The organism is Cellulophaga sp. 20_2_10 (assembly GCF_023476645.1).
In the GTDB taxonomy this organism is placed as follows: Bacteria; Bacteroidota; Bacteroidia; order Flavobacteriales; family Flavobacteriaceae; genus Cellulophaga.
On record NZ_JAMCOJ010000002.1, the window covers coordinates 221,625 to 245,832 of the forward strand.

Below are 24,208 nucleotides of genomic sequence, written 5' to 3' on the forward strand. Positions count from 1 at the left end.
AATTCTTTTAATGTTAGTGATAGGTAGTTTTCTAAAATTAAAATTGTCTACCTCCGTTTGCTTTTAAATCTGCCAAACATTCAGCGTCTAATTCAGGAATACCATTTTTACTAGCAATTAACATTTTTTTCATTCCAGAACCAAATTCTAATTCAGCGTTCATTAAACAATTGTCTACGTTACAATGGTTGCTGCCTATGGTGTCACCATCATCATTTGTAGCTTCGCCTTCATGTGGGTGAATCATTTCTGTACCTAAATTAACTAAGCCCATTAAGTGTCCAAGTTCGTGATTAAGTGTTGAGGTTTCAACAGAAGTCTCAGAAATTAAAGCACTTTTATTTGCTAATTCTTTAATTGTAGCTTCATAAATAACCATAGACGTATTTCTGTATACAGCTCCTAGGGTTACAGAATTTGTGTCCTCATCATCATTATTAGATGGCGCATCTGCAAAATAAATGTAGATAGCTAAAGTATCATCACTATTGTAAATTGTTCTATTTGTTGTTTCTAATTTAGCTACTTCTTCTGTAGTTAAATCTTCTTCATTGGGTGAGTCTAATTCAACTAGTTTAATTGCTATATCATTCTTAAATGTAATAGATTTTATAAAGTCTGTAAAGTTAATTAAAGTCTCATCAGCAGGTTTAAATCCTTTTACATATGCAATCTCTAAAGAAAGTTTAGAGAATGTATTATTAGATAGTATGTCGTTAGCTGAGTCGCCAGAACCTTGCAAGTTTGCGGTTTTCTTTATTTGTTCTTTAGATTGTTTATCAGAGTCATCGGTGCTAGAGCAACTTGCAAAAAGTAAAACGGATAATAGTAAAGCACTAAAGTTTTTCATAGAAATCTTTTTATAACAAACAATTGTTTAAGGTAAAACCCTACTAGCAAACGTATAAAAGAGAACTTCTATTGCGTAATAAGAGTAAGTTTAGCTAAATAGTCGTAATGCTCGCCTTCTACTATCAATTCGCAATTAAAACCATTTAAATTTGCGGCACGTTGTAGTGTGTTGTAATCTAAATAAAGCCAAGGAAAAGAATCGCTTTTTTGATCTTTGTACTGCATTGTAAAATCTACTTCTCCATAATATTCTTTTCCAGGAGGAATCCAGTACCCACCATCTTCATCTTCATCAAACATATAAATAATATCACTAGAATCTAGTAATAACTGTCCGTTTGGTTTTAAAAGTGATTTTAAATGTAATAAATATTCAGCTAAATTATTTAAACGACCAACAATACCTATGCCGTTCATTAATAACAATAGAGTGTCGTACGTAGCTGCGTTATATTCTAAAATAGTAGAATGGATAGTTTTGGCTACACCTCTTTGTTTACAGGCTTCTATAGCTCCTTTAGATGCGTCTAAAGCTGTGACATCTATGCTTTTTTCTTGTAAATACAAACTATGGCTACCAGCACCGCAACCAATATCTAGGACTTTCCCTTTGCTTAAATCTAATGCTTTTTGCTCTAGGAGAGGCATGGCGGCATAGTCTCTAAAAAGATATGGCACAGGAATTGTATCTTCTTCAGAAATGGTAGAAAGCGTAACAATGTCTTCTGTATATGTCTTATTTAAATAATCTAACATTGCGGCACCAAAAATATCGCTTCCCATTTTATTTGTATTTTAGCCAACAAAAGTGGCAATTTTTAACAACATTTAAAAGTATTTATATGAAACAACTGGGTATAGCACTAGTTTTAATTTTCTTTGTATCAACAAATACCTTCGCTCAAAAAGAGAAAGAACAAAGTTTAATTGCCACCTATTTAAAAAGTAATGGATCTGCAGCTCAATACGAGTATGCGTACGATCAATTAATAACTATGCTAAAACAGAAGCATCCAAAAACGGATGCTAATGCAGAGGGTTGGAAATACTTAAACGAAAATAAGAGTAAAGCTGTAGCTGATATTATGGTCGATTTAGGAAAGGTTTACCAGAAGCATTTTACAACGGAAGACATAAACGAAATGTTAGGTTTTTATAGAGGTGACGCTGCCAAGCAAATGCTAAAAGATAGAACCCAAATGACAGAAGACCAAAAGCAAGAGCTTAATGCGTATTACAATTCTGAAATTGGTAAGAAGATAATTTCTAAGCAACAAGTATTAAGTACGGAGATAGGTGCTGCTTCTGAGGCTTGGAGTAGAGATTTGTATGAAACAGCAATGACTTTATTAAAATAATGGAAGGCTTTTTAAAGGAACTACCTAAAAAGGCACAAGAGAAACAAACTGAAAGTAAGAAGTTTTTTGTGAAGCTTAAAAAGAAGCCACCAAAGAATTTAGATTATGTAATGCAAGAATTACATGAAAATGAATTTCAAAAAACAGATTGTTTAACGTGTGCAAATTGTTGTAAAACTACAGGGCCTTTATTTACCAATGCAGATGTAGAACGTATCGCAAAGTCTTTTAAACAAAAACCACAACAGTTTATCGCAAACTATTTACGTGTAGATGATGAAAATGATTATGTGCTGCAAAGTGTGCCTTGTACATTTTTAGGCGCAGATAATTATTGTTCTATTTACGATGTAAGACCAAAAGCGTGCAGAGAATTTCCGCATACAGACCGTAAAAAATTTCAGCAAATAAGTAATTTAACAATGAAAAATGTAGCTATTTGTCCGGCTGCTTATAACATTGTTGAAGAAATGAAAAAGAAAATCAAGGTCTAATAGTTCTTAGTTTAAATATAGCGTGTTACTATAAAAGTTAACAGTTTTTTCTATATTTAGAAAATGGAAAGTATTATTAGTTATTTTGAAACAATACCCTCTGCGCACAGAAGTATTATTTTGGTTGGTGGTATAACTCTATTTTGGATTTTAGAAGGTATTTTGCCTTTGCAACGCTTTACGTATAAAAAATGGAGACACGCATTACCAAATCTATTTTTTACGTTAACGACTATAGTAATTAATTTTTTACTTGCCTTTCTTTTATTAAAAACGAGCGACTGGACGGTTGTAAATGATTTTGGAATTATTAACTGGTTGCCAGAAATGCCACTGTGGCTGTATGTTGTTGCAGGGGTAATGTTACTCGATTTTTTTGGAGCTTACTTAGCACATTTTACAGAACACAGAGTAAAACCTTTATGGATGGTGCATTTGGTACATCATACAGATCATAATGTAGATACGACTACGGCAAACAGACATCATCCGTTAGAGAGTGTTATTAGATTTGCCTTTACTTTAATGGGTGTTTTTATTGTAGGTGCTCCTATGGGTGTGGTAATGTTATATCAATCTTTATCTTTAATAGCAACCCAATTTGGACACGCAAATATTAGATTACCTAAAAAGGTAGATGCTTTTATTAGTTACTTTTTAGTGTCTCCAGATATGCATAAAGTGCACCACCATTATATGTTACCTTATACCGACTCTAACTACGGAAATATTTTTTCTATTTGGGATAGAATGTTTGGTACGTTTATGAAACTAGATCGTGATAGTATAGTTTATGGTGTAGATACTTTTCCAGACGAAGTAGAGAATGCAAGCATAAAGGGGCTACTAAAGCAACCTTTTCATACCTATAGAAACCCTACAACTAAAGCATAGTTTAGCTTAATTATAGACAAGGTATTTTGCTCTTATTTTCTTAAAATCTTCAATAGCTGGTTGCCACGTTTTTTTAATTTCAGCTTCAGACATACCAGAAACTATCTGTTTTTGTAATTTATCTGTTCCTGCATGTTTTGTAAATCCACTAGTTAAAAATACGTTGCTTTTATCGGTGCTATTGATATAGGCGTCTAGTATCCATTTTAAAGACATTGTAGTCATTCTTTCTGTAGTAGATAAATCGTTACCATAACATAACTCATCTTTATGCTTAGGGTTTTTGGAACCAAAATTAGGTTTTGGTGTGTATGTAAAACTGTATTTTGTACTGTCTAAAAAAGGAGCTCCATAACGTTGAAACTGAAATTCTGTTCCGCGACCGGCATTAATATCCATACCTTCAAACAAACCTAAGCTTGGGTACAATGTAATTGCGGTATTATTTGGCAAGTTAGGCGAAGGTCTAATAGGTAAATTATAATCACTTGTATGCTCATAATTATCAAGCTTAATTATAGTTAAGTCGACTTTTTTATTGCCATTTAACCAACCTTCTTCGTTGATCATTGTTGCATATTCTGCTATAGTCATTCCGTAAACTAAGGGGATATTTGTCATTCCTAAAAAACCTTTATGTTCTGTTTCCATTGTTGGTCCGTCTACATAATGTCCGTTTGGGTTTGGTCTGTCTAATACAATAACTTTAATGTTGTTTTCTGCACAAGCTTCCATTACCAATTGCAATGTAGCAATGTAGGTGTAAAAACGAACGCCAACATCTTGTATGTCAAAAAGAACAACATCTATAGCCTTTAATTGCTGGTTATTTGGTTTTCTATTTTTACCGTAAAGTGATATTAAGGATAAGCCAGTTTTAGTGTCTACACCATCTTTTACGTGTTCGCCAGCATCTACCTTACCTCTAAAACCGTGTTCTGGCGCAAATACTTTTTTTATATCAACCTTTAGTGCTTGCAAAGAATCTACTAAGTGTGTGTATGTGTTATCGGTCTTAAAAATAACACTAGTTTGGTTTGCAACTATGGCAACCTTTTTGCCGCTTAATAGTGGCAGGTATTCTTCAGTTTTGTTCGCAGCTACCACTATTTTTTTTGGAGTAGTCGCTTTAGGTTTTTCCTCTGTTTTGGATGTAATAGTCGCTTTAGGAGTGTTTCCGCAAGCAGAAAGTATTAAAAACGATAATAAAACTGTACTTTTGAAACTGGAAAAAATCGACATAAATTGAATTTAGAATTTTTTATTACTAAACGCCTAATTAAAGGTAAAGAGAATAAAAGTAGTATATCTGCTCCAATTATAAAAATTGCTATTGCAGCAATTGCTATGAGCGTTATAATGATGCTTTTTGCTATTGCTACAGGAGAAGGGCTAAAAGAGAAGGTAAGAGAAAAAGTAGCTGCTTTTAATGGGCATATTCAAATTTTTAATTACGATAATAACACATCAGATGTTTCTGTAGTTCCGGTTTCATTGGAACAAGAATTTTACCCCAAATTCACTAGTATAGATGGTATTACACATATACAAGCTATTGCTAATAAAGGCGGAATTATTATTGCTGATGAAACTTTTGAGGGTGTAATAGCAAAAGGTGTTGGTAAAGATTACAATTGGGAGGTTTTTAAGGAATATTTAGTTGAAGGTAGATTGCCAAACTACAATGGTAAATTAAATGAAGAAGTTTTAGTCTCTTCGCTTATTGCAAATCGATTACAACTTAAAGTTGGCGATACATTTTCGACCTTTTTTCTAAAAGATAACAATCCCTCACAAACACCAAATCGTAGAAATTTTACAATTGTTGGTTTGTACAATAGTGGCTTTGAAGAGTTTGATGGCACGTATATTTTTGTAGATATACGCCATATACAACGAATAAATAAATGGAGCGAAAATGAAGTTGGTAGTTTTGAAGTTTTTTTAGACAGCTTTGATGCTATTGATAAAAAGAGCAAAGAAGTTTACGGAGCTACATTATCTACTTTAGATTCTACGAACATAAAAAAGAAATACGGAAGTATTTTTGAATGGATTGGTTTGTTCGATTTTAATGTGACGCTTATTATAGGAATAATGATAATTGTTGGAGGTATTAATATGATAACCGCACTTTTGGTTCTTATTTTAGAGCGTACTCAAATGATTGGTATTTTAAAAGCACTTGGTGCGGCGAATTGGAGTGTACGTAAAGTGTTTTTATACAATGCAGTTTACTTAATTGCTATTGGTTTATTTTGGGGAAATTTAATAGGTTTAGGTCTTCTTTGGATGCAAAGCAAGTTTAAATTTTTAAAATTTGCCGATCCTAAAGAATATTATATAGAGTATATACCTGTACATATAGATCTGCTAACTGTGGTGGCTTTAAACGCAGGAGTAATGGTGCTTTGCTTGCTAATGTTGTTGGTGCCATCTTACATTATAACAAAGATAAGTCCGGTAAAGTCTATTAAATTTGAGTAGGTTAATAGGTCTCATAATCTAACAATAACCTAATGTTTAGTTATTTTTCTGTGTCATTAATTTATCTTTGCACTCAAATACAAATGATTAAATGATTTACGCAGAGAATATTTTAGAGACTATAGGGAATACACCTATGGTTAAATTAAATAAACTAACAAAAGAATTACCTTGTTTGGTATTGTCTAAATACGAAACTTTTAACCCTGGAAATTCTGTAAAAGACCGTATGGCTTTACAGATGATTGAAGATGCAGAAGCAGACGGAAGACTAAAGCCAGGCGGAACAATAATAGAAGGTACTTCTGGTAATACAGGAATGGGCTTGGCACTTGCCGCTGTTATAAAAGGATACAAATGTATTTTTGTGATGGCAGACAAACAGTCTAAAGAAAAAGTAGATATTTTAAAGGCAGTTGGCGCAGAGGTAATTGTTTGTCCTACTGCAGTAGATCCAGAAGATCCACGTTCGTATTATTCGGTTTCTAAAAGATTAGGAGAAGAAACACCTAACTCTTGGTATGTAAACCAGTACGATAATCCTTCTAACGCAAAAGCACACTTTTTAAGTACTGGTCCAGAAATATGGGAACAAACAGAAGGTAAAATAACACATTTTGTTGTTGGCGTTGGTACTGGAGGTACTATATCTGGTGTTGGTAAATACCTAAAATCTAAAAACCCTAATATTAAAATTTGGGGTGTAGATACCTATGGTTCTGTATTTAAAAAATACCACGAAACTGGTGAGTTTGATGAGAAGGAGATTTACCCATATATTACTGAAGGTATTGGAGAAGATATTCTACCAAAAAATGTTGACTTTAGCATAATAGATGGTTTTACAAAAGTAACCGATAAAGATGCCGCTGTTTATACACAACGCCTAGCAAAAGAAGAAGCTATGTTTTTAGGTAACTCTGCCGGAGCTGCTATAAAAGGTGTATTGCAATTAAAAGAACATTTTACAAAAGACGATGTTGTGGTTGTACTTTTTCACGATCACGGGAGTAGATATGTTGGTAAAATGTTTAATGATGAATGGATGAAAGAACAAGGTTTTTTAGATTAAAAAATAAGATATATGCAGAGTGAAAAAGAAAAAATGCTTTCTGGTAAACCGTATTCGCCTTTTGATAAAGAATTAACAGCGGAGCGTTTTAAAGCCAAAGAAATTATTTTTAATTTTAACTCTCGTAGACCAACAGAAGTAAAAGAACAAAAGCAAGATTTAATTCAGCTTTTTACAAAAACACCTAAGCGGTTCTATATAGAGCCGCCCTTTAGGTGCGATTATGGTTATAATATAGAAATTGGCATAAACTTTTTTGCCAATTATAACCTTACCATTTTAGACTGCGCAAAAGTAACCATAGGAGATCATGTAATGTTAGGGCCTAATGTTGCTATTTATACCGCAGCACACCCAATTCACTATACCGTTAGAAACAAACACTATGAGCACGCTTTGCCTATAACTATTGGCGATAATGTGTGGATCGGTGGTAACGTAGTTTTAAATCCAGGAGTGACCATTGGTGCTAATACCGTTATAGGTTCTGGAAGTGTAGTTACTAAAGATATTCCTAGTAATGTAATAGCAGTGGGGAACCCTTGCAAAGTAAAAAGAGAAATTACAGAAGAAGACAAAGATTATTTTAATAGTAAAGCATAACTTCATCCTTGATTTTAATTTTTTTATAATGATAGCTCTAAAATTACCAAGCCAAACCGTTAAGATTGATAAAGGTGAATTAGTAAGTTACAACGTTAATTCGGTTGAATATATACACCAAAAAGGAGCTCCAGGATGGCGAAATGCAGATACAGAAATGTTTCCTGTTATTGGGCCTACTGCAGAAGCAAACTTTACGGTTTGGACACCTAAAGGAGATGCAATACAAGACCAACATGGGCTTTTAAGAGAGTTAATATATACGTTGGTAAAGGCAGATGATACTACTGCAATTTTTCAGAAAGAATATCTAGCTAATACTAAAATAGCAAACTCCAAATATCCTGATAAATCTACAGTGAGTGAGTTGTATTGGCCTTATAATTTTAAATTTCAAAAAAAATACGAGCTTACAAAAAATGGTTTAGAGATTACCTTTGTAATTACAGCAGAAGAGGGTATGCCTTATATGTTAGGGTATCATCCAGCATTTAAAACAGAAAGTAAATTTACCGAACTATCCGCAGAGAATAATAGTACTATTAATGTAAAAGAAATACAAGCAGTTGGTAATAGAGCCTATTTGTTGGAAAACAGAACTGAGACAACACTTAAAAATACAAATTCGGTAACAATACAAACTAAAGGGTTTAAACATCTTATGTTATGGACAGCGGTAGATACTATGTTGTGTATAGAGCCTATTACATTTTACCCTTATGCGGTTACCCAAGATAAATTATCTGAAGGATATAGTTATATGGGCAAGTTGCCGGCAGAATATAAGGTGTTTTTAAAGCCAACTTATTTATAGTTTAATAAATTAGTTGTCACCCAATTTTTCAATTTTATAATATATAGTATAAACAATAATAGTAAATTTGTTTAATGCAGAATTTCTTTCCAATACTTGCGTGGCTTAAAACTTATAAAAAAGGAGATCTTATAAAAGATTTACTTGCGGGTTTTACTGTAGGTATCATCTTAATACCGCAGGGTATGGCGTATGCTATGATAGCAGGTTTACCACCTGTTTATGGTTTGTATGCAGCATTGTTCCCTACATTAATGTATGTTTTTTTAGGCACATCTAGGCAGTTAGCAGTTGGTCCGGTTGCTATGGATTCTTTATTGGTTGCCGCTGGTTTAGGAGCTTTGTCACTCGCTACAACAGAAGACTATATTTCTATGGCCATTGTATTGGCTTTTATGGTTGGTGCTACTCAGTTTTTATTGGGTCTGTTTAGAATGGGTTTTTTGGTCAACTTTATGTCTAAACCCGTAATTAGTGGGTTTACTTCTGGAGCAGCAATTATAATAATGTTTAGTCAACTTAAGCACTTATTAGGAGCCAATATAGAAGGTAGTAGTAAGTTTATAGCATTAATAAAGAATGTTATGGCTAAGATAGCAGAAACCAATATGTACGACTTTGCTATTGGTATTGTTGGTATTATTTTAATTGTAGTTCTTAAAAAAGTAAATAAAAAATTACCTTCTATTTTATTTGTGGTTGTACTAGGTATATTGGCTGTTTATTTTTTTAATCTAGATCAATATGGTGTAAAAATTGTGGGTGCTATTCCAGACGGATTACCTTCTTTTGGTGTGCCTAACATAAATGTAAAAAACATCTTAGATATTTGGCCTATAGCAGTTACATTGGCTTTAGTTGGGTATTTAGAAGCTATTTCTATTGGTAAGGCATTAGAAGAAAAAAGCGGAGAAGAAACTATAGATGCAAACAAAGAGTTAATTGCCATTGGCTCTTCTAATATGGTAGGGTCTTTTTTTAGATCTTTTCCGGTTACAGCTAGTTTTTCTAGATCAGCAATTAATTACGAAGCAGGAGCAAAGACCAATTTAGCATCACTTTTTAGTGTTGTAATGGTGGTGGTTGTATTGCTTTTTTTAACACCTCTATTTTTCTATCTACCTAATGCAGTATTGGCATCTATTATAATGGTTTCTGTTTTTGGACTAATAGATCTTAGTTATCCTAAAGAATTATGGATACACCGTAAAGATGAATTTTTAGTGCTATTAGCAACATTTATTTGCACCATCTTTATTGGTATAAAAGAAGGGATTTTGGTAGGTGTTTTATTTTCTTTATTGTTAATGGTTTACAGAACATCTAAACCACATTTTGCGGTGTTAGGCAATGTAAAAGATACCGATTATTATAAAAATGTAAGTCGTTTTGGGACAGAGGTAATTACTAGAGAAGATCTTTTAGTTGTTAGGTTTGATGCACAATTGTACTTTGGTAATGCAAGTTATTTTAAAACCGAATTGTATAAACACATAGAGAAAAAAGGCGCTGCTCTAAAAGGCGTAATATTAAATGCAGAAGCTATTAATTATATAGATTCTAGTGCAGCCCAAATGTTAGAGAAAGTAATTAGAGAAATACACGATAAAAATATTCAGTTTTATGTAGCTGGTGCAATAGGACCTGCACGAGATATTATTTTTACAAGCGGAATTATAACAGAACTGCACAGGGAATTTTTATTTGTAAAGACAGTAGAAGCTGTTACTTATTTTGATGAACCTAAAGAGATATCAATGTTGAGAGCTAAAGTAGCTCATCAAAAGAATTTTAACTGATAAATATCAGTATTATAAAAAATAAAAAAGCGTAATTTTACGTCTATTGAAAATAGAAATTGACTATGAACATAGAACAGATTTATACAGGATGTTTAGCGCAAGGCGCATATTATATAGAGAGTAATGGTGAGGTTGCAATTATAGATCCGTTAAGAGAAATAGATCCATATCTAAAAAGAGCAACTGCAGATAAGGCTACAGTAAAGTATATTTTTGAAACACATTTTCACGCCGATTTTGTAAGCGGACACGTTTCTTTATCAAAGGCTACGGGTGCTCCAATAGTTTTTGGTCCTAATGCTGTTACTAGTTTTGATGCTATTATAGCTAAAGATCTACAAGAGTTTAAAGTTGGTAACATTACTATAGTTGTTTTGCATACGCCAGGGCACACTATGGAAAGTACAACCTATTTATTACGTGATGAAAACGGTAAAAATCACGCTATTTTCTCTGGAGATACATTATTTTTAGGTGATGTTGGTAGACCAGATTTAGCACAAAAAGTAGGGGAGATTACAGAAAAAGATTTAGCTGGCTTTTTGTTTGATAGTTTACGCAACAAAATTATGCCTTTAGCAGATGATGTTATTGTGTATCCAGCTCACGGTGCAGGTTCTGCTTGTGGTAAAAATATGATGAAGGAAACGGTTGATACTTTAGGCAACCAAAAGAAAATGAATTACGCCTTACGTGCAGATATGACTAAGGACGAATTTATAAAAGAGGTAACAGATGGTTTAGCTCCACCTCCAAAATATTTTCCTTTAAATGTAAAGATGAATAAAGAGGGGTATGATGATATTGATGTTGTACAAGAAAGAGGAACAACACCTTTATCACCTGAAGAATTAGAAGTTCTAGCAAATGAAACTGGCGCTATTGTTTTAGATGTAAGGCACCAAAATGAATATGTTAAGGAACATATTCCTAGATCTATTTTTATTGGACTTAATGGTAGTTTTGCTCCTTGGGTAGGCGCTTTAATTGCAGATGTAAAACAACCGCTTATATTAGTTGTACCAGAAGGATTAGAGAAAGAAGCAATTACACGTTTATCTCGTGTTGGTTTTGATCATACTATTGGATATTTAAAAGGAGGAATAAAAGCATGGAAAGCCGCAGGTAAAGAAATAGATAGTTTACGTTCTATTTCTGCTGAAGATGCTAAAGCTGAGGTGTTAAAAAATAATGCTACTATTTTTGATGTGCGTAAGGACACAGAATTCGAAGCAGAGCATATAGAAGGAGCTAAAAGCACACCTTTAAGTGTGTTAAATAGTCATTTGGCAGAGTTTCCTAAAGATGAGCCTTTTTATGTACACTGTGCAGGTGGTTACAGATCTGTAATTGCTGCATCTATATTAAAAAGTAGAGGTATTCATAACTTAGTAGATGTTGCAGGTGGTTTTGCTGCTATGCGCACTGCAGATATGAATATTACAAAATTTGTTTGTCCGTCTACATTATAGTAGCACCATAACATAATTTATAAAAGGTTAAAACCGTTTAGTATAAGCTAAGCAGTTTTAACCTTTTTTGTTTTTACTTCTTACTGTTCTTAATGCGTCATAATTGCCTCAAAAGCATCTGTTAGTCGAAAAAAAATTGCTTGGCTAAGGTCTTTTAAATACATTGTACAGTAAATTAATAACAACCACATAAACTACTGCATGAAAACTACTGAGAAAATACCTGTTGTAACCAAAAAAATGTTGCTTCCGTTTATTTTAATTACGTCTTTATTTGCGTTATGGGGATTTGCAAATGCAGTAACAGACCCAATGGTATCTGCATTTAAAAAGGTGTTAGAATTAAGTAACACACAGGCATCTATGGTGCAAATGGCTTTTTACGGAGGGTATTTCTGTATGGCTTTGCCAGCAGCAATGTTTATGCGTAAATATTCTTATAAAGTAGGTGTGTTAATTGGTTTAGGGTTGTTTGCTACAGGAGCATTACTTTTTTATCCGGCAGCAGTAACAGAACAATTTTGGTTTTTTTGCTTGGGATTGTATATTTTAACTTTTGGTTTGGCTTTTTTAGAGACTGCAGCAAATCCATATGCCTTAGCAATGGGCGCAAAAGAAACGGCGACACAACGTTTAAATTTGGCACAAGCTTTTAATCCGGTTGGTTTAATAGCAGGTATATTAATTGCTAAATTTTTTGTTGCAGAAAAATTACAGTCAGACGATTTTGATAATTTCGCAGCTTTAGACTCCGTAAAAAAAGCAGCCATAACAGCATCAGATTTAGCAGTAATTAGAGATCCTTATGTAATATTAGGTTTGGTGTTAATTGGGTTTTTTATCTTGTTTTTGGTAAGTAAAATGCCTCAGAACAGTACAGAAGGTAAAATGCCAAGTATAAAAGAGACATTTAAAGACTTAGCAAAAAATAAAAAATATGCACTGGGTGTTTTAGCCCAAGTACTATACGTTGGTGCACAAATTATGTGTTGGACGTATATTTATCAATACGTAGAAGGATTGGTAAATACAGGAGTATTTAAAGAAAGTTACATTACTGTGTTTGGTACAGAGGTGTTAAAAGACGGATTTTATTATCAAATTATAGCATTTTTACTTTTTGTGGTAGGTAGAGTTATTGGAACAGCAATGTTGCGTTATATGAGCGCCGGTAAATTACTATCTGGCTTTGCTGTATTGGCAATGGTGTTTGTTTGTGGTACTATATTTATAGATGGTATGTTTGGTTTATATAGCTTGGTAGGGGTATCGTTCTGTTTGTCTTTAATGTTCCCAACAATTTACGGTATTGCGTTAGAAGGCTTAACAGAGGACCAGTCTAAAGTAGGTTCTGCAGGTTTAATAATGGCAATTGTTGGTGGTGCTTTAATGCCGCCATTACAAGGTTTAATAATAGATTTAGGAGGTACAGGAGTATCAGACACTACAGTGTTGGGAGTTTCAGAGATTAACTTCTCTTTTGTACTGCCACTTTTTTGCTTTTTATATATTGCCTGGTACGGTTTTACAGTGTATAAAAAGTACGAATCTAAAATTGTTACATCAGTTTAATATCATAATCTAGATTCTTAATGTTATAAATTTTTAGACGCTATAGACTTGTATGTGTCTTTTATTTGTAATTTGTGATTGAAATAATTAGCGTTAAAATTATGATAGTATTGGTTGGTGGTTACACAGAAAAAATGTCTGAAACCCTAATAGGAAAAAGTAAAGGGATTTATATTCTAAAATGGAATGAAGATTCTGGAACGACTACAGAAATAGGACACTTACCACTAAAAAATCCTAGTTATTTTGTTTATAATGACAAAAACGATTGTTTGTATGTTATAGAAGAAATAGCCTATGAAGACACACCAAAACTAAAAGCTTTTAAGCATAATGGTAATGGTACTTACACCTTAATAGACGAAAAGTTTATACATGGTGCTTACCCATGCCATATTGCAATTTCTCCCAATGGTAAGGAGCTTTCGGTTGCCAATTACGGTACCGGAAACGCTGAGGTGTATGCCATACAAAAGAATGGGACTATGCAAAATGCACAAATACTGCAACATACAGGTAAAGGTGTAAACCCAAGCAGGCAAGAAGGTCCGCACGCGCATATGTGCTTGTACCATAAAAACAGAATGTATGTAACAGATTTAGGTTTAGATGTTGTTAAAACCTACGAGAAAGGTAGTAATACGGGTTTTATGAACAGGGCTAATTTAGATTTTAAAGTTGCAGCAGGTAGTGGAGCCAGACATTGTGTTTTTCACCCTAGAAAAGACTTTGTATATGTATTAACCGAAATGTTTGGAACGGTAAATGTGTTTTCAACCAAAGACAGTACATTAGTGCAAACCCTAAAATTATTACCAGATTCGTTTACAGATGTGCCGGGTGCGGCAGCCATCAGAATAACTGAAAATGGTAAATTCTTATATGCATCAGAAAGAACCACTAGTCAGATTATAGTTTTTAAGATTGATAAAAAATCTGGAGAATTAGAATTGGTACAGCGCATTGATGGAGGAGGGAAAGTGCCAAGAGATTTTAATTTGTCTCCCTCTGAAAAATGGTTGTTAGTCGCGGGTCAAAGTTCTAACGATGTTACTGTTTTTAAACGTAATGATGATTTAGGAACCTTATCACTGTCACACAAAATAAAAGAATTAAACACACCAACTTGCGTGCTTTGGCATAAGGCTTAAATAACAGCTGTATTTTAAGAGTATGATATTTGTCATAGTTATAGCCTAAAATAGCCTGTATTTTTACCCTAAAATACGCTATATAAATGTGCAATTTAGTTCAGAAATATAATATACCAGGACCACGATATACCAGTTACCCAACCGTGCCTTATTGGGACAATGCTACATTTTCTGGTAGAGAATGGCAGCAAACACTTATACAATCTTTTACAGAAAGTAACCAAAAAGAAGGGATAAGCCTATACATACATTTGCCTTTTTGCGAGAGTCTTTGCACATTTTGTGGTTGCCATAAAAGAATAACTAAAAGACACGAGGTAGAGACACCGTATATACAAGCTGTACTTAAAGAATGGCAGTTGTATTGCGATATTTTACCAGAAAAACCAATTGTAAAAGAATTGCATTTGGGCGGTGGTACGCCAACTTTTTTTACTCCTGAAAATTTAAAAGAGTTAATAAACGGTATTTTTAGAAAAGCCGACAAGGCTGCTGAGTACGAGTTTAGTTTTGAGGGCCACCCAAATAACACAACCAAAGAACATTTACAAGCATTATATAACGTAGGTTTTAGACGTGTTAGTTATGGTGTACAAGATTATAATTTAACGGTACAAGAAGCTATACATAGAGTGCAACCTTTTGAGAATGTTAAAAATGTTACCGAATGGGCTAGAGAAATAGGGTATACATCTATTGGACACGATATTATTTTTGGACTCCCTTTTCAGACTTTAGAGCACGTAGAAGAAACTATTTTAAAAACAAAAGAACTAGTGCCAGATAGGTTAGCTTTTTACAGCTATGCGCACGTGCCATGGTTAAAAGGAAACGGACAACGTGGTTATAGAGATGAAGATTTACCAACAGCATCGCAAAAAAGGGAACAGTACGAAAAAGGAAAAAGCTTACTTGCTAGAGTAGGGTATAAGGAAATTGGGATGGATCATTTTGCTTTAGAGTCAGATAGTTTATATGTGTCTATGGATACAAATAAACTACACAGAAACTTTATGGGGTACACAGCATCTAAAACCCAAGTAATGATAGGTCTTGGTGCTTCTAGTATTAGCGATAGTTGGTATAGTTTTGCACAAAATGTAAAAAGTTTAGAAGAATACAGCCATTTAGTACTTAACAATATAATTCCTATTTATAGAGGGCATATTTTAACAGAAGAAGATCGAATAATAAGAAAACATATTTTAAATTTGATGTGTAGGTTAGAGACTTCTTGGAGCAATAAAGAAGAAGAATTTGCGCAGTTGCCAGATACTTTAGAAAAATTGCAAGAAATGAAAAATGACGGCCTAATAGAAATTTCTACTACAAAGCTTACCGTTTTGGATAAAGGAAGACCTTTTATTAGAAACATATGTATGGCTTTTGATGTTTTGTTGCATCAGAAAACACCACAAACAAGACTGTTTTCAATGACTATTTAATGATAACCTATAAATGTAAACTATGAAAAAAATTATTGTACCGGTAGACTTTTCAGATCAATCTAGTTATGCACTAGAAGTAGCTGCGTCTTTGGCTAAAAAGCACAATTCAGAAATTATAATTTTGCATATGCTAGAGCTTAACTCTGTTATGATTTCATCTGAAGGTATACCACAGGAGCAAGTTGTGTTTTTACTAAAGTTAACTGAGAAAAGATTAAAAGAGTTTTTAGATAAACCATTTTTAAAAGATATTACCGTTACACCTATAATAAAACATTATAAGGTTTTTAGTGAGGTTAACGAGGTTGCAGAAGACCATAAGGCAGATTTAATTGTTATGGGCTCTCATGGAGTAGATGGTTTAGAAGAAATTTTTATAGGTAGTAACACAGAACGTGTAGTACGTAATGCAAAAATACCAGTGTTAATTATAAAAGAGCAGATTAAGGATTTTGATGTACAGTCTATCGTATATGCATCTAACTTTGAGCCAGAAGGCGTTAAAGCTTTTCATAAAGTAAAAGCCTTTGCAGATCTTTTAAAAGCAACAGTTAATTACGTGTATGTAAATACGCCAGGAGACAACTTTTTAAGTACAGAAGATACATATACAAGAATAGCAGAGTTTATATCTACAGCTAATGCAGCGGTAGAAGTAGAAATTTATAATGACTATACGGTAGAAAAAGGAATTCTTAATTATAGCAATACAACCAATGCAGATTTAATTGCAATGGCAACACACGGAAGAAAAGGGTTATCGCACTTTTTTATGGGTAGTATAGGAGAAGATATTGCTAACCACGCAAGTGTACCAGTAGTTACATTTAAAATCTAACAAAAAAAAGAAGCAGGTTTTTTAAAACCTGCTTCTTTCATTTTAACCAACTATTACAACTAAATTATTCTTTCTTCTTTTTACCGGTCATTAAAAAGCCAACTACAATTGCTACAAGTATAACACATACTAGAGCAAAAATGGCTATCATTATTTTACCATTACTTAGGTTAGATAGGGCTATAGATAAATTCATTTTTATGGTGGTTATTAAAGTTCTACAGTGTAAAGGTACTATCTGTAGTATTCTTTAAATATGATATTTATCAGTTTATTGTTTTTACTAAAATTAAATCTGACTAGAGGTAGCAAATACGCTAACCAATAGAGCTATAAGTATTACAAGTACAATTATAAATGCTAGAACTGTAATCTTATTTTTTTGAAATAGGTAGTTCCTAGTTTTTTCATTTTTATCTTTAACAAGCTTCATATTTTCTTCTCCTTGTTTCGTGTCTTTTCTCATTGTTATTTGTTTTAGTGTTGCGCTACAATTATATACGAATTTACTGGCGTTTATTAGCGCAATAGCTAAAAATGGTAACACAAATGCTTTGTTGTAAATGAGTTAAGCTTTGCATCATTTACGTTAATGAATAGGCAAAAGAATCCTGACCTTTGTAGAACAAACAAATAAATATATAACACTATGAGTAACAATAGCAACACAGTATTAGGAGTATTAGCCGGAACCGCAATAGGAGCAGCATTAGGAATTTTGTTTGCCCCCGATAAAGGTGTAAACACTAGAAAAAAATTAGTAGACGAAGCTGTAGCAACAAAAGAATCTATTGCAGATACAGCTTTAGATATTAGAAACACAGTAGCATCTACAGTGGTGGCTAATAAAGAAACCTTAGACTCTAAATTAGAATCTTTAGTATCTGACGCTAGTTATAAGGCAGACGATGTAATAGGACAGTTAGAGATTAAACTTAAAGAGTTAAAGGCTAAGAACAAGAAATTACAGAAGTCGTAATGAGCGTATTAAAATCCATAGACAAAACGGCAACCGAAGCTGCAGCGACTGGAAAACAATATGTAGAGGTATCTAAAAAGTACTACGAGCTTAAAGTTTTTCAGCAGCTAACAACCATATCTTCTTATGTGGTAAAAATGGTAATCCTAGGCGGACTATTGTTGTTAGCATTTTTGTTTATGGCAGTAGCAGCTGCATTAGCTTTGGGAGACTTGTTTAATAGTATGCCTTTAGGGTATTTATCAGTTGGCGGAATTTTTATTTTAATTTGCCTACTGGTGTATAGTAGACGAGGATTTATAGAGAAAATATTAATTAAGAATATGTCTAAGACCTATTTTGATTAAAACCAGAAACTATGCAATACAACTCGTTTAAAGAAATAGAATTAGATTTAAAAAGACTTAGTCTGCAACGCCAAATATTGGTAGAAGAATTAAAGCAACAAAAACACAATGTTGCCGAAGATTTAAAACCATACAATTGGGTTAATTGGGTATTAAAATTTGCACGTAAATACGGCGCATTAATGCTAATTAAAAAAATATTTAAGTAAAAACAATTCGTTTTTATACTAGCTACGTCTTTTAACACACTTAAAACACACATTATGATTAGTGATTATGCAAAGAGTGAAAGAGAGAACATAGAAAAATACCAAAACCAAGGCTACAAAAGCAACTACAATGTAAAAGATGCTAGTTTGTTAGATGTAGCAACAAAAAAGAAATACAAGCCAGAAGAGGTCACTGTAGTAAAAGAGTATAGGTACGAGGGTATGAGTAACCCATCTGATATGTCTATACTGTATATTATAGAAACTGCAGATAACAATAAAGGAACAGCCCTTATTGGTTACGGACCATCTGGAGATTTAAATGCCGCAGAATTTTTTAAGGCAATACCAAAAAAGAATTATAAAAATTAAGGCAGTTCCTTAATGCAACCCCACATATAAAAAGCAACACTATTTTAGTGTTGCTTTTTTGGTTTAGTTTAATAGCTCTTTTTCTTCTTTACTTCTAAAGCAACGTTCCTCTCCTAAGTAATTAGGATCTCCGTGCTTCTCTGACCAAAAGCCATCTAGAATATCTTTAGAGATGCACTTGTACACCACAACACCTTTAAAAATAGCATTGTTCTCGCCTTTGTAGTTAAAGTTAATAACCAGAATATTGTCTTTAAAAAAACCAGTACCCATTTGGTATTGCTCACCGTTAATAAACCATTTGGCTATAAACCTGTTAGTAGCATCTAAAACAAGTGTAAGCGTGCCTTTGTAAGTGCTGTTGTCTGCATCTTGGTTACTGCCTATAATAGCGAATGTACCAACTAAATCTTTACTGCGCATTTGGGTATAAGTTAATAAGTATAATACGTTTTAAAATGTATAATACCTAGTTGCGACTATAAAGAAAGTAAAAAATAGGGTAACAGATACACTTACTATTACATTGGTAAGCCCTTTTGCTAACAAACACCTAAAACATACCATTTATGTGGAATTTTGGTGCAAATACACATATACATAATAGTACTACAAGAAATAATTTTATATTGTAAGAAAAATAAAAATGAACCACGATGCTATATGTGCGTTTACACCTCCGTATTGGCAGAATAAACACAATAAATAGCGTTTACTGAGTAGTTGTAACACATTTAAAAAAAAGAGGAAATTTTGATTGAAGAAAAGGATTTTATTCTAAGAGAGGTTCTAAGGTTAACCTTATTATTAAAACAACTTATAAGCAAAATTACAGGTTTAGATTCTGGAAATGTAAGTATTGGAATAGAAGAAACGGAGCAATCACTAAAAAGTAAATTTGACCTATCAATAAAGGAAATCTCAGAAATGAGTAATGACGATTTATTGAAAATAGTTCAAGGAATGAATGAAACACATGTTGAAAAATTAATTGAATTGGTATTCGAATTAATCAAAAAAATAAGAGCTAGTAATGAAAATATTAATCTAGAGCAATCTGAATTAATTAAAAAAAATATACTAATGATTAATTTACTGGATGAAAATTCAAAAACGTTTTCAATGGAAAGAATGAGCATAAAAAACGTGTTACAACGATGGCTATAATTAATACGGACTTCGGGTTTTACGCCAAGGTCTGTGTATATTTATAAAGTCGCAAAATCTTTGGGATTTTGCTTCGTGCAAGAAAAAAACAAAACAAAACCCTAAGCTTTTGCTTAGCGCAAGACAGGAAATCCGCTGGATTTCCGCCCCGCACTAATCATAGCCGAACCGTTACAAAATAGTAAAAATGAGATTAGCTAACCTTAATATTAGTTAAAGTAGAATTATTTTGGACTGCATTGAATTATCATATAGAATTTATAATGAATATAAAACTGTCTATTCAAATTATGGATAAATGATTCATATTTAATTTTCTACAAAAAAAGATACGACTGTCATTTTTAAATATAACACTTAAGAAAGTTTATAAAAGTTTTAAAAAGAATTAAGCAATGAAAAAAACAATATACATATTATTGATTATAGGTACCTGTATTGGCTTAAGTCAGTATTTTTATAATTCAGAAAAACAACTAGCTACTTATCAAAGTCCAGATGGTAAGTATGAATTAATAATAAAAAATGGAAGAGGTTTTTTTGAAACTACAATGCCCGGAGATGGAGGTGTAGGAAGTTTACCTGTAGAGGTAATACTAAAAAATTCTAACGGTAAAGTAATTGGTAAAAGTAGTGATAATAGTGATTGTGGGCTTTTTTATGATAGTATTGAAGTGTTATGGTATATAGAAGAAGGATATGTATCATATGGTAGATCTAGAACTATCAACTTAAAAACTGGTCAAGTTGAATGTTAATAAATACCAAAAGACAGTAAAATAGTTGGAGGAACTTGTGCAAAAGTAAACAAAAACGGAACACCTGATAGAAGGTTTAAGGATAATTATAAAATTCCAATAGCACGCTATGGAGAATTTATTTTCTAAAGTAATACTGGAGTTTTTGAGGTTTTTCTTTTTAGTAACGAGGATTATTCAAAGGAGTTTTCTGAAAGATATAATGAATATGTTAAATAAAATACTGACGCTAACAAACTTTAAAAATATATGAAAAATAATGCACTTACATTTTTATTGATCTTCTCTTTTTCAACATTATTTTCACAAGCTTTGAAAGTAGAACTACCTGAAAAGCTAGATTACGAAATATATTGGAGAGATTTTAAAAGTAAAAATAGATTTGAGTTAGATTTTAAAAACATTACCAAATCAAATAATGAATATTGGAGAAATAGGGCAGATTTACGCTTTGATGGAGGTGAAGACTATGCACAACATTGGAATCACCTAACGAAGAAGATAAAGTTTATTGAAGAACATATTTACGAAGACAAAAAAGGAGAAAATAATGAAAAAGAATGCCTCAATATTTACAAATTTAATTCATTTGGAAATATAACTGAAAAAGTATATTCTCGTTTTAAGGGAGATTCAAAAATTAAAGAGACTTTTAAATGGGACGAGCATCAAAATATTATAGAATATAGTAAATATAGCTTAAGTGAATACACTAATAATCAATATGAAATAGAAGAAAAACAAATATTTAAATATAACAATAAACATCAGCTTGTATTAAAATTAGGGCAAAGGCCAGAAAAAATAATATATACTTACAATACCGCTGGGCTAATTAGCAAAATTGAGCATTTTGGTTGGGAAACTGGTCCATATTCAGGCGTTATAGCGACTACATCAGATATTACAGAAGAGGCTTTAGAGAAATATACTAATGAATTAAAAAACACACCACTTATGGCATATACTTTTGAGTACGACAGTCGTGGTAATATAACTTTAGAAAAGAAAGAAAATTTAGAAAATAACGAAATATTGTTTTATCATTTATATGAATATAATGAGGATAATTTACTTTCTAAATTTAGTGTAGATAGTTATATTTTTGAATACTTCTACAATGATTCACATTTACTAATTAAAGAAGTTCTAACTAATACAGAAACAAATGAAGTTTTAAAATCGACCAGTGTTTACAATAAATCAAAACTGTTAACGTCAAATAGTTCTAATGGGAGCTATGGAAACAATATTTATCAGCATGATTACAAATACGACGATTTTAATAACATTATTGAAGATAAATTATCCGTAATTAGTTTTATGGGTAAAAAACAAAGGTATATTTCTAATTTTGAATATGATTCTAAAAATCAATTAGTGAAAGATACTACACAGAGCGAATATCATTGGATTGAAAAATATGATTATGATAACTTAGGAAGACTTTTAAATTATACAAGGACAGAGACAATTGATAATAAAATCTGGAATGAATTCAGATCTATTTATGATGAAAATGGAGGTATAATAGAAGAAGTTTGGAATGAATTAATAAAACGAAAAATTGAATATTATTAAAAAACAACAGGGAATAATGTGATGTAAAATATATATAATATAGGTTTTTTGGATTGGTCTGTGTTTATTTACAAAGTCCGCTAAATATAAAGTTTGGCTTTAAAACAAAAAAGATAAAACAAAACAATAAGATTTGGCTCAGTGCTTAATCGGAAATTAATTAATTTTAATCACGGAACAAGCCATACACCAACCGTTCTGCGTCTGCTAAAAAGAACAACGAAAAACAGAATGAAATTAAAGAAAAGATTAGATTTATAAATATGACAAATCAAAATAATTATGTTGATGAATTAACTTTAATGCTTGAAAAATCATTGAAACGAATGAAATTGGAACAATCTGATTTCATAGTTTTTACAGTAAGTATTTGGACAGATAGAAATGCCAACGTAAGTGCAATAAATTTTGATAGTAAGATTAATTCGTTACAAAATAGTAAAGAATCCAATGAGCATAACAAAAAATATTATGATAAATATGTTGCGGAAGGAGATTTAGAAATGGCTGAATTATTTAAACAAAAAGAAAGTATTAGATTTCTTAATCCTGCTAATTTCGAATTGTCAGATTTTGAAGAAGTTAAACATAATTCTGTACCGCCAAATTGGTATAGTTATCTTGTGAAGTTTGGAGAACTTGCATTTGATAAAATAGTAAGCGAACTGAAAATTGATGCCGAAAATTTTGAATTAGGAATTAATTCAACGAAAGATTGGTATGATAAAACTTGGAACATTAAGGCATATAAAAAATAACTATCGTTAACACGGTATATAATTTATTGCTAGTTCTAACCTAGTTACGAATCCCTAGGCTACTGTACTATCGGAATATACTATCTGTGATTTATGTGCTAAATTAGGTGCTATAGTACGGAGCGTACCATATACATAAACATTACCAGCTATTAGAAGAAATAAAACTATGAAAACTGAAAAGAGACATCTATTATTACGTGCTTTATTTTTTATTTTTTGGCTAGTTATAGGTTTAGGAATAAGCGTTTTTATCTCATTAAATTATGATAGTGGCTACACTATGGAAAATAGACAAAACTGTGGAATGGGAACGGGGTTTCTTATTGCAATTTATACCATGGGTTTTTTTTACATTTCGGGAATGTTATTCGTATTAATAGAAGCATATTTATTTAATAAAAAGAAAGAAATTACTAAACGGAATAAAAACCTACTACTTTTTAGCTTGCAAGTACTTGTTTTACTGTTATTCATAATCTAAAACAGTTCATAAGTTTATTGCTTAGTAATTTTAAAACGATAGTAGAAAATAAAGAGCGTCTAAAAACAGGTTTTTTGTCTTGGAATATCCTTCTAGATGCCTTCAAAAAAAAATAAACTATTGTCTAAAATTTTATATTTAAGTCAAAATTTAAAAGAATAAAAAATGAAACAAATAGTAATCTTAATTCTTAGCTTTTTATCCATACTATCACTTTGTAGTTTTATTAATTTTGATGACAGCATACAATGTTCTGATAACGGATGTAATGGACAATATGTAGGTGCAGAGTTTATAAATAGGTCTGATATAGCACATCAGTTTTCAAACAAAATGTCGGCAAAAGTGGGAGATAAGCTTAAAGAATTATTTAAAGGAGGTAAATATTCTAAAGTAGATTTTGAAAATATTAAAATGACAACAAAAGGAATGGGGAGCGGAAATGTAACTTATTATCTAGAAATACCTTTTAAGCGAGTTAATACAAAATGTGATGCCTATACTTCTTTTGATCATGTTGGCGGATGGAACCATAAACCTGAATTGAAATCTAGAAAATTGCAACTTAAAAATGTTGTTATAGACAAGCATAAATTAGATATTAGTACTCTTAAAACAACTCCTGAAGGATTACAAGAATACTGGATACAGTGGAAAAACAAGGTTACTCAATCCATGTGTAAATAACAACAT

Annotated in this window: 29 protein-coding genes; 23 read left to right on the forward strand and 6 right to left on the reverse strand. The window is 32.1% G+C overall.

Annotated features, from left to right (window positions below; translation table 11 throughout):
• Positions 1 to 37: 37 nt before the first annotated feature.
• Complete coding sequence (locus M4I21_RS04860) at positions 38 to 850, reverse strand: zinc metalloprotease (protein ID WP_249557993.1); 813 nt, start codon at positions 848 to 850, stop codon at positions 38 to 40.
• A gap of 68 nt (positions 851 to 918) precedes the next feature.
• A complete protein-coding gene (locus tag M4I21_RS04865) occupies positions 919 to 1,635 on the reverse strand; it encodes a class I SAM-dependent methyltransferase (protein WP_249557994.1) in 717 nt (238 codons plus the stop codon).
• A 59-nt stretch (positions 1,636 to 1,694) separates the two neighbouring features.
• On the opposite strand from M4I21_RS04865, the gene M4I21_RS04870 reads away from it, so the two are divergent.
• The 3 genes from M4I21_RS04870 to M4I21_RS04880 all read left to right on the forward strand — a co-directional run bounded on the left by M4I21_RS04870 (position 1,695) and on the right by M4I21_RS04880 (position 3,598).
• The gene (locus M4I21_RS04870) at positions 1,695 to 2,210 is read left to right on the forward strand and encodes a DUF2059 domain-containing protein (protein WP_249557995.1); all 516 of its coding nucleotides are present in this window, start codon (positions 1,695 to 1,697) and stop codon (positions 2,208 to 2,210) included.
• Positions 2,210 to 2,704, forward strand: a complete 495-nt coding sequence (locus M4I21_RS04875) for a YkgJ family cysteine cluster protein (protein ID WP_249557996.1) — start codon at positions 2,210 to 2,212, stop codon at positions 2,702 to 2,704. Before M4I21_RS04870 ends, M4I21_RS04875 begins: the two co-directional genes overlap by 1 nt.
• 63 nt (positions 2,705 to 2,767) lie before the next feature.
• Positions 2,768 to 3,598, forward strand: a complete 831-nt coding sequence (locus M4I21_RS04880) for a sterol desaturase family protein (protein WP_249557997.1) — start codon at positions 2,768 to 2,770, stop codon at positions 3,596 to 3,598.
• 6 nt (positions 3,599 to 3,604) lie between these two features.
• On the opposite strand, the gene M4I21_RS04885 is transcribed toward M4I21_RS04880, so the two are convergent.
• On the reverse strand, positions 3,605 to 4,840 hold the full coding sequence (locus M4I21_RS04885) for an exo-beta-N-acetylmuramidase NamZ family protein (protein ID WP_249557998.1): 1,236 nt from the start codon (positions 4,838 to 4,840) through the stop codon (positions 3,605 to 3,607).
• 3 nt (positions 4,841 to 4,843) lie between these two features.
• Here M4I21_RS04885 and M4I21_RS04890 point away from each other — a divergent pair, with 3 nt between their 5' ends.
• The 10 genes from M4I21_RS04890 to M4I21_RS04935 all read left to right on the forward strand — a co-directional run bounded on the left by M4I21_RS04890 (position 4,844) and on the right by M4I21_RS04935 (position 16,860).
• On the forward strand, positions 4,844 to 6,085 hold the full coding sequence (locus M4I21_RS04890) for an ABC transporter permease (RefSeq protein WP_249557999.1): 1,242 nt from the start codon (positions 4,844 to 4,846) through the stop codon (positions 6,083 to 6,085).
• A 91-nt stretch (positions 6,086 to 6,176) separates the two neighbouring features.
• Positions 6,177 to 7,157 (forward strand): PLP-dependent cysteine synthase family protein, encoded by a 981-nt coding sequence (locus M4I21_RS04895; RefSeq protein WP_249558000.1) that lies wholly within the window; start codon positions 6,177 to 6,179, stop codon positions 7,155 to 7,157.
• A 12-nt stretch (positions 7,158 to 7,169) separates the two neighbouring features.
• Positions 7,170 to 7,760, forward strand: a complete 591-nt coding sequence (locus M4I21_RS04900) for a sugar O-acetyltransferase (RefSeq protein WP_249558001.1) — start codon at positions 7,170 to 7,172, stop codon at positions 7,758 to 7,760.
• 28 nt (positions 7,761 to 7,788) lie between these two features.
• A complete protein-coding gene (locus tag M4I21_RS04905; RefSeq protein WP_249558002.1) occupies positions 7,789 to 8,574 on the forward strand; it encodes an aldose epimerase family protein in 786 nt (261 codons plus the stop codon).
• A 74-nt stretch (positions 8,575 to 8,648) separates the two neighbouring features.
• Positions 8,649 to 10,373: a SulP family inorganic anion transporter gene (locus tag M4I21_RS04910; protein WP_249558003.1), complete on the forward strand. Its 1,725-nt coding sequence runs from the start codon at positions 8,649 to 8,651 to the stop codon at positions 10,371 to 10,373.
• Positions 10,374 to 10,438: 65 nt separating this feature from the next.
• On the forward strand, positions 10,439 to 11,848 hold the full coding sequence (locus M4I21_RS04915) for an MBL fold metallo-hydrolase (protein ID WP_249558004.1): 1,410 nt from the start codon (positions 10,439 to 10,441) through the stop codon (positions 11,846 to 11,848).
• 201 nt (positions 11,849 to 12,049) lie between these two features.
• Positions 12,050 to 13,420: an L-fucose:H+ symporter permease gene (fucP, locus tag M4I21_RS04920; protein ID WP_249558005.1), complete on the forward strand. Its 1,371-nt coding sequence runs from the start codon at positions 12,050 to 12,052 to the stop codon at positions 13,418 to 13,420.
• 101 nt (positions 13,421 to 13,521) lie between these two features.
• Entirely contained in the window at positions 13,522 to 14,571 is a 1,050-nt protein-coding gene (locus M4I21_RS04925) for a lactonase family protein (protein ID WP_249558006.1), read from the forward strand.
• 86 nt (positions 14,572 to 14,657) lie between these two features.
• Complete coding sequence (gene hemN, locus M4I21_RS04930) at positions 14,658 to 16,019, forward strand: oxygen-independent coproporphyrinogen III oxidase (protein ID WP_249558007.1); 1,362 nt, start codon at positions 14,658 to 14,660, stop codon at positions 16,017 to 16,019.
• Positions 16,020 to 16,041: 22 nt separating this feature from the next.
• Positions 16,042 to 16,860, forward strand: coding sequence for a universal stress protein (locus M4I21_RS04935; protein ID WP_249558008.1), 819 nt, complete (start codon positions 16,042 to 16,044; stop codon positions 16,858 to 16,860).
• Positions 16,861 to 16,924: 64 nt separating this feature from the next.
• On the opposite strand, the gene M4I21_RS18545 is transcribed toward M4I21_RS04935, so the two are convergent.
• Both M4I21_RS18545 and M4I21_RS04940 read right to left on the reverse strand, forming a co-directional pair.
• Positions 16,925 to 17,056: a hypothetical protein gene (locus M4I21_RS18545; RefSeq protein WP_283771753.1), complete on the reverse strand. Its 132-nt coding sequence runs from the start codon at positions 17,054 to 17,056 to the stop codon at positions 16,925 to 16,927.
• Between the two features lie 93 nt (positions 17,057 to 17,149).
• Positions 17,150 to 17,326, reverse strand: coding sequence for a hypothetical protein (locus M4I21_RS04940; RefSeq protein WP_249558009.1), 177 nt, complete (start codon positions 17,324 to 17,326; stop codon positions 17,150 to 17,152).
• Between the two features lie 183 nt (positions 17,327 to 17,509).
• Between M4I21_RS04940 and M4I21_RS04945 the strand changes: the two genes are divergently transcribed.
• Genes M4I21_RS04945 through M4I21_RS04960 form a run of 4 tightly spaced genes read left to right on the forward strand, consistent with a single transcriptional unit; the run spans position 17,510 to position 18,767 of the window.
• Positions 17,510 to 17,839, forward strand: a complete 330-nt coding sequence (locus tag M4I21_RS04945) for a YtxH domain-containing protein (protein WP_249558010.1) — start codon at positions 17,510 to 17,512, stop codon at positions 17,837 to 17,839.
• A complete protein-coding gene (locus tag M4I21_RS04950) occupies positions 17,839 to 18,186 on the forward strand; it encodes a hypothetical protein (RefSeq protein ID WP_249558011.1) in 348 nt (115 codons plus the stop codon). The genes M4I21_RS04945 and M4I21_RS04950 overlap by 1 nt, the downstream gene beginning before the upstream one ends.
• Positions 18,187 to 18,197: 11 nt before the next feature.
• Positions 18,198 to 18,395, forward strand: coding sequence for a hypothetical protein (locus M4I21_RS04955; protein WP_249558012.1), 198 nt, complete (start codon positions 18,198 to 18,200; stop codon positions 18,393 to 18,395).
• A 54-nt stretch (positions 18,396 to 18,449) separates the two neighbouring features.
• Positions 18,450 to 18,767: a hypothetical protein gene (locus M4I21_RS04960; RefSeq protein WP_249558013.1), complete on the forward strand. Its 318-nt coding sequence runs from the start codon at positions 18,450 to 18,452 to the stop codon at positions 18,765 to 18,767.
• Positions 18,768 to 18,830: 63 nt separating this feature from the next.
• On the opposite strand, the gene M4I21_RS04965 is transcribed toward M4I21_RS04960, so the two are convergent.
• Entirely contained in the window at positions 18,831 to 19,190 is a 360-nt protein-coding gene (locus tag M4I21_RS04965; protein WP_249558014.1) for a hypothetical protein, read from the reverse strand.
• 330 nt (positions 19,191 to 19,520) lie between these two features.
• Here M4I21_RS04965 and M4I21_RS04970 point away from each other — a divergent pair, with 330 nt between their 5' ends.
• The 6 genes from M4I21_RS04970 (at position 19,521) to M4I21_RS04995 (ending at position 24,202) form a co-directional block, all read left to right on the forward strand.
• Entirely contained in the window at positions 19,521 to 19,934 is a 414-nt protein-coding gene (locus M4I21_RS04970; protein WP_249558015.1) for a hypothetical protein, read from the forward strand.
• Positions 19,935 to 20,329: 395 nt separating this feature from the next.
• Positions 20,330 to 20,692, forward strand: a complete 363-nt coding sequence (locus M4I21_RS04975) for a hypothetical protein (RefSeq protein ID WP_249558016.1) — start codon at positions 20,330 to 20,332, stop codon at positions 20,690 to 20,692.
• A gap of 249 nt (positions 20,693 to 20,941) precedes the next feature.
• Positions 20,942 to 22,273, forward strand: coding sequence for an RHS repeat domain-containing protein (locus M4I21_RS04980; protein ID WP_249558017.1), 1,332 nt, complete (start codon positions 20,942 to 20,944; stop codon positions 22,271 to 22,273).
• A 263-nt stretch (positions 22,274 to 22,536) separates the two neighbouring features.
• Positions 22,537 to 23,031: a hypothetical protein gene (locus M4I21_RS04985; protein WP_249558018.1), complete on the forward strand. Its 495-nt coding sequence runs from the start codon at positions 22,537 to 22,539 to the stop codon at positions 23,029 to 23,031.
• 169 nt (positions 23,032 to 23,200) lie between these two features.
• On the forward strand, positions 23,201 to 23,515 hold the full coding sequence (locus M4I21_RS04990; RefSeq protein ID WP_249558019.1) for a hypothetical protein: 315 nt from the start codon (positions 23,201 to 23,203) through the stop codon (positions 23,513 to 23,515).
• Positions 23,516 to 23,680: 165 nt separating this feature from the next.
• Positions 23,681 to 24,202, forward strand: coding sequence for a hypothetical protein (locus M4I21_RS04995; protein WP_249558020.1), 522 nt, complete (start codon positions 23,681 to 23,683; stop codon positions 24,200 to 24,202).
• Positions 24,203 to 24,208 lie beyond the last annotated feature (6 nt).

What these genes read in the sequence shown, in the direction of transcription:
- M4I21_RS04895 (WP_249558000.1), top strand. Translation starts at nt 6,177, where the DNA reads ATGATTTACGCAGAGAATATTTTAGAGACTATAGGGAATACACCTATG.
- M4I21_RS04915 (WP_249558004.1), top strand. Translation starts at nt 10,439, where the DNA reads ATGAACATAGAACAGATTTATACAGGATGTTTAGCGCAAGGCGCATAT.
- M4I21_RS04955 (WP_249558012.1), top strand. Translation starts at nt 18,198, where the DNA reads ATGCAATACAACTCGTTTAAAGAAATAGAATTAGATTTAAAAAGACTT.
- M4I21_RS04940 (WP_249558009.1), bottom strand. Translation starts at nt 17,326, where the DNA reads ATGAGAAAAGACACGAAACAAGGAGAAGAAAATATGAAGCTTGTTAAA.
- M4I21_RS04910 (WP_249558003.1), top strand. Translation starts at nt 8,649, where the DNA reads ATGCAGAATTTCTTTCCAATACTTGCGTGGCTTAAAACTTATAAAAAA.
- M4I21_RS04945 (WP_249558010.1), top strand. Translation starts at nt 17,510, where the DNA reads ATGAGTAACAATAGCAACACAGTATTAGGAGTATTAGCCGGAACCGCA.
- M4I21_RS04980 (WP_249558017.1), top strand. Translation starts at nt 20,942, where the DNA reads ATGAAAAATAATGCACTTACATTTTTATTGATCTTCTCTTTTTCAACA.
- hemN (WP_249558007.1), top strand. Translation starts at nt 14,658, where the DNA reads ATGTGCAATTTAGTTCAGAAATATAATATACCAGGACCACGATATACC.
- M4I21_RS04990 (WP_249558019.1), top strand. Translation starts at nt 23,201, where the DNA reads ATGAAAACTGAAAAGAGACATCTATTATTACGTGCTTTATTTTTTATT.
- fucP (WP_249558005.1), top strand. Translation starts at nt 12,050, where the DNA reads ATGAAAACTACTGAGAAAATACCTGTTGTAACCAAAAAAATGTTGCTT.
- M4I21_RS04870 (WP_249557995.1), top strand. Translation starts at nt 1,695, where the DNA reads ATGAAACAACTGGGTATAGCACTAGTTTTAATTTTCTTTGTATCAACA.
- M4I21_RS04975 (WP_249558016.1), top strand. Translation starts at nt 20,330, where the DNA reads ATGAAAAAAACAATATACATATTATTGATTATAGGTACCTGTATTGGC.
- M4I21_RS04960 (WP_249558013.1), top strand. Translation starts at nt 18,450, where the DNA reads ATGATTAGTGATTATGCAAAGAGTGAAAGAGAGAACATAGAAAAATAC.
- M4I21_RS04900 (WP_249558001.1), top strand. Translation starts at nt 7,170, where the DNA reads ATGCAGAGTGAAAAAGAAAAAATGCTTTCTGGTAAACCGTATTCGCCT.
- M4I21_RS04965 (WP_249558014.1), bottom strand. Translation starts at nt 19,190, where the DNA reads ATGCGCAGTAAAGATTTAGTTGGTACATTCGCTATTATAGGCAGTAAC.
- M4I21_RS04950 (WP_249558011.1), top strand. Translation starts at nt 17,839, where the DNA reads ATGAGCGTATTAAAATCCATAGACAAAACGGCAACCGAAGCTGCAGCG.
- M4I21_RS04905 (WP_249558002.1), top strand. Translation starts at nt 7,789, where the DNA reads ATGATAGCTCTAAAATTACCAAGCCAAACCGTTAAGATTGATAAAGGT.
- M4I21_RS04995 (WP_249558020.1), top strand. Translation starts at nt 23,681, where the DNA reads ATGAAACAAATAGTAATCTTAATTCTTAGCTTTTTATCCATACTATCA.
- M4I21_RS04985 (WP_249558018.1), top strand. Translation starts at nt 22,537, where the DNA reads ATGACAAATCAAAATAATTATGTTGATGAATTAACTTTAATGCTTGAA.
- M4I21_RS04935 (WP_249558008.1), top strand. Translation starts at nt 16,042, where the DNA reads ATGAAAAAAATTATTGTACCGGTAGACTTTTCAGATCAATCTAGTTAT.
- M4I21_RS18545 (WP_283771753.1), bottom strand. Translation starts at nt 17,056, where the DNA reads ATGAATTTATCTATAGCCCTATCTAACCTAAGTAATGGTAAAATAATG.
- M4I21_RS04880 (WP_249557997.1), top strand. Translation starts at nt 2,768, where the DNA reads ATGGAAAGTATTATTAGTTATTTTGAAACAATACCCTCTGCGCACAGA.
- M4I21_RS04885 (WP_249557998.1), bottom strand. Translation starts at nt 4,840, where the DNA reads ATGTCGATTTTTTCCAGTTTCAAAAGTACAGTTTTATTATCGTTTTTA.
- M4I21_RS04925 (WP_249558006.1), top strand. Translation starts at nt 13,522, where the DNA reads ATGATAGTATTGGTTGGTGGTTACACAGAAAAAATGTCTGAAACCCTA.
- M4I21_RS04875 (WP_249557996.1), top strand. Translation starts at nt 2,210, where the DNA reads ATGGAAGGCTTTTTAAAGGAACTACCTAAAAAGGCACAAGAGAAACAA.
- M4I21_RS04860 (WP_249557993.1), bottom strand. Translation starts at nt 850, where the DNA reads ATGAAAAACTTTAGTGCTTTACTATTATCCGTTTTACTTTTTGCAAGT.
- M4I21_RS04865 (WP_249557994.1), bottom strand. Translation starts at nt 1,635, where the DNA reads ATGGGAAGCGATATTTTTGGTGCCGCAATGTTAGATTATTTAAATAAG.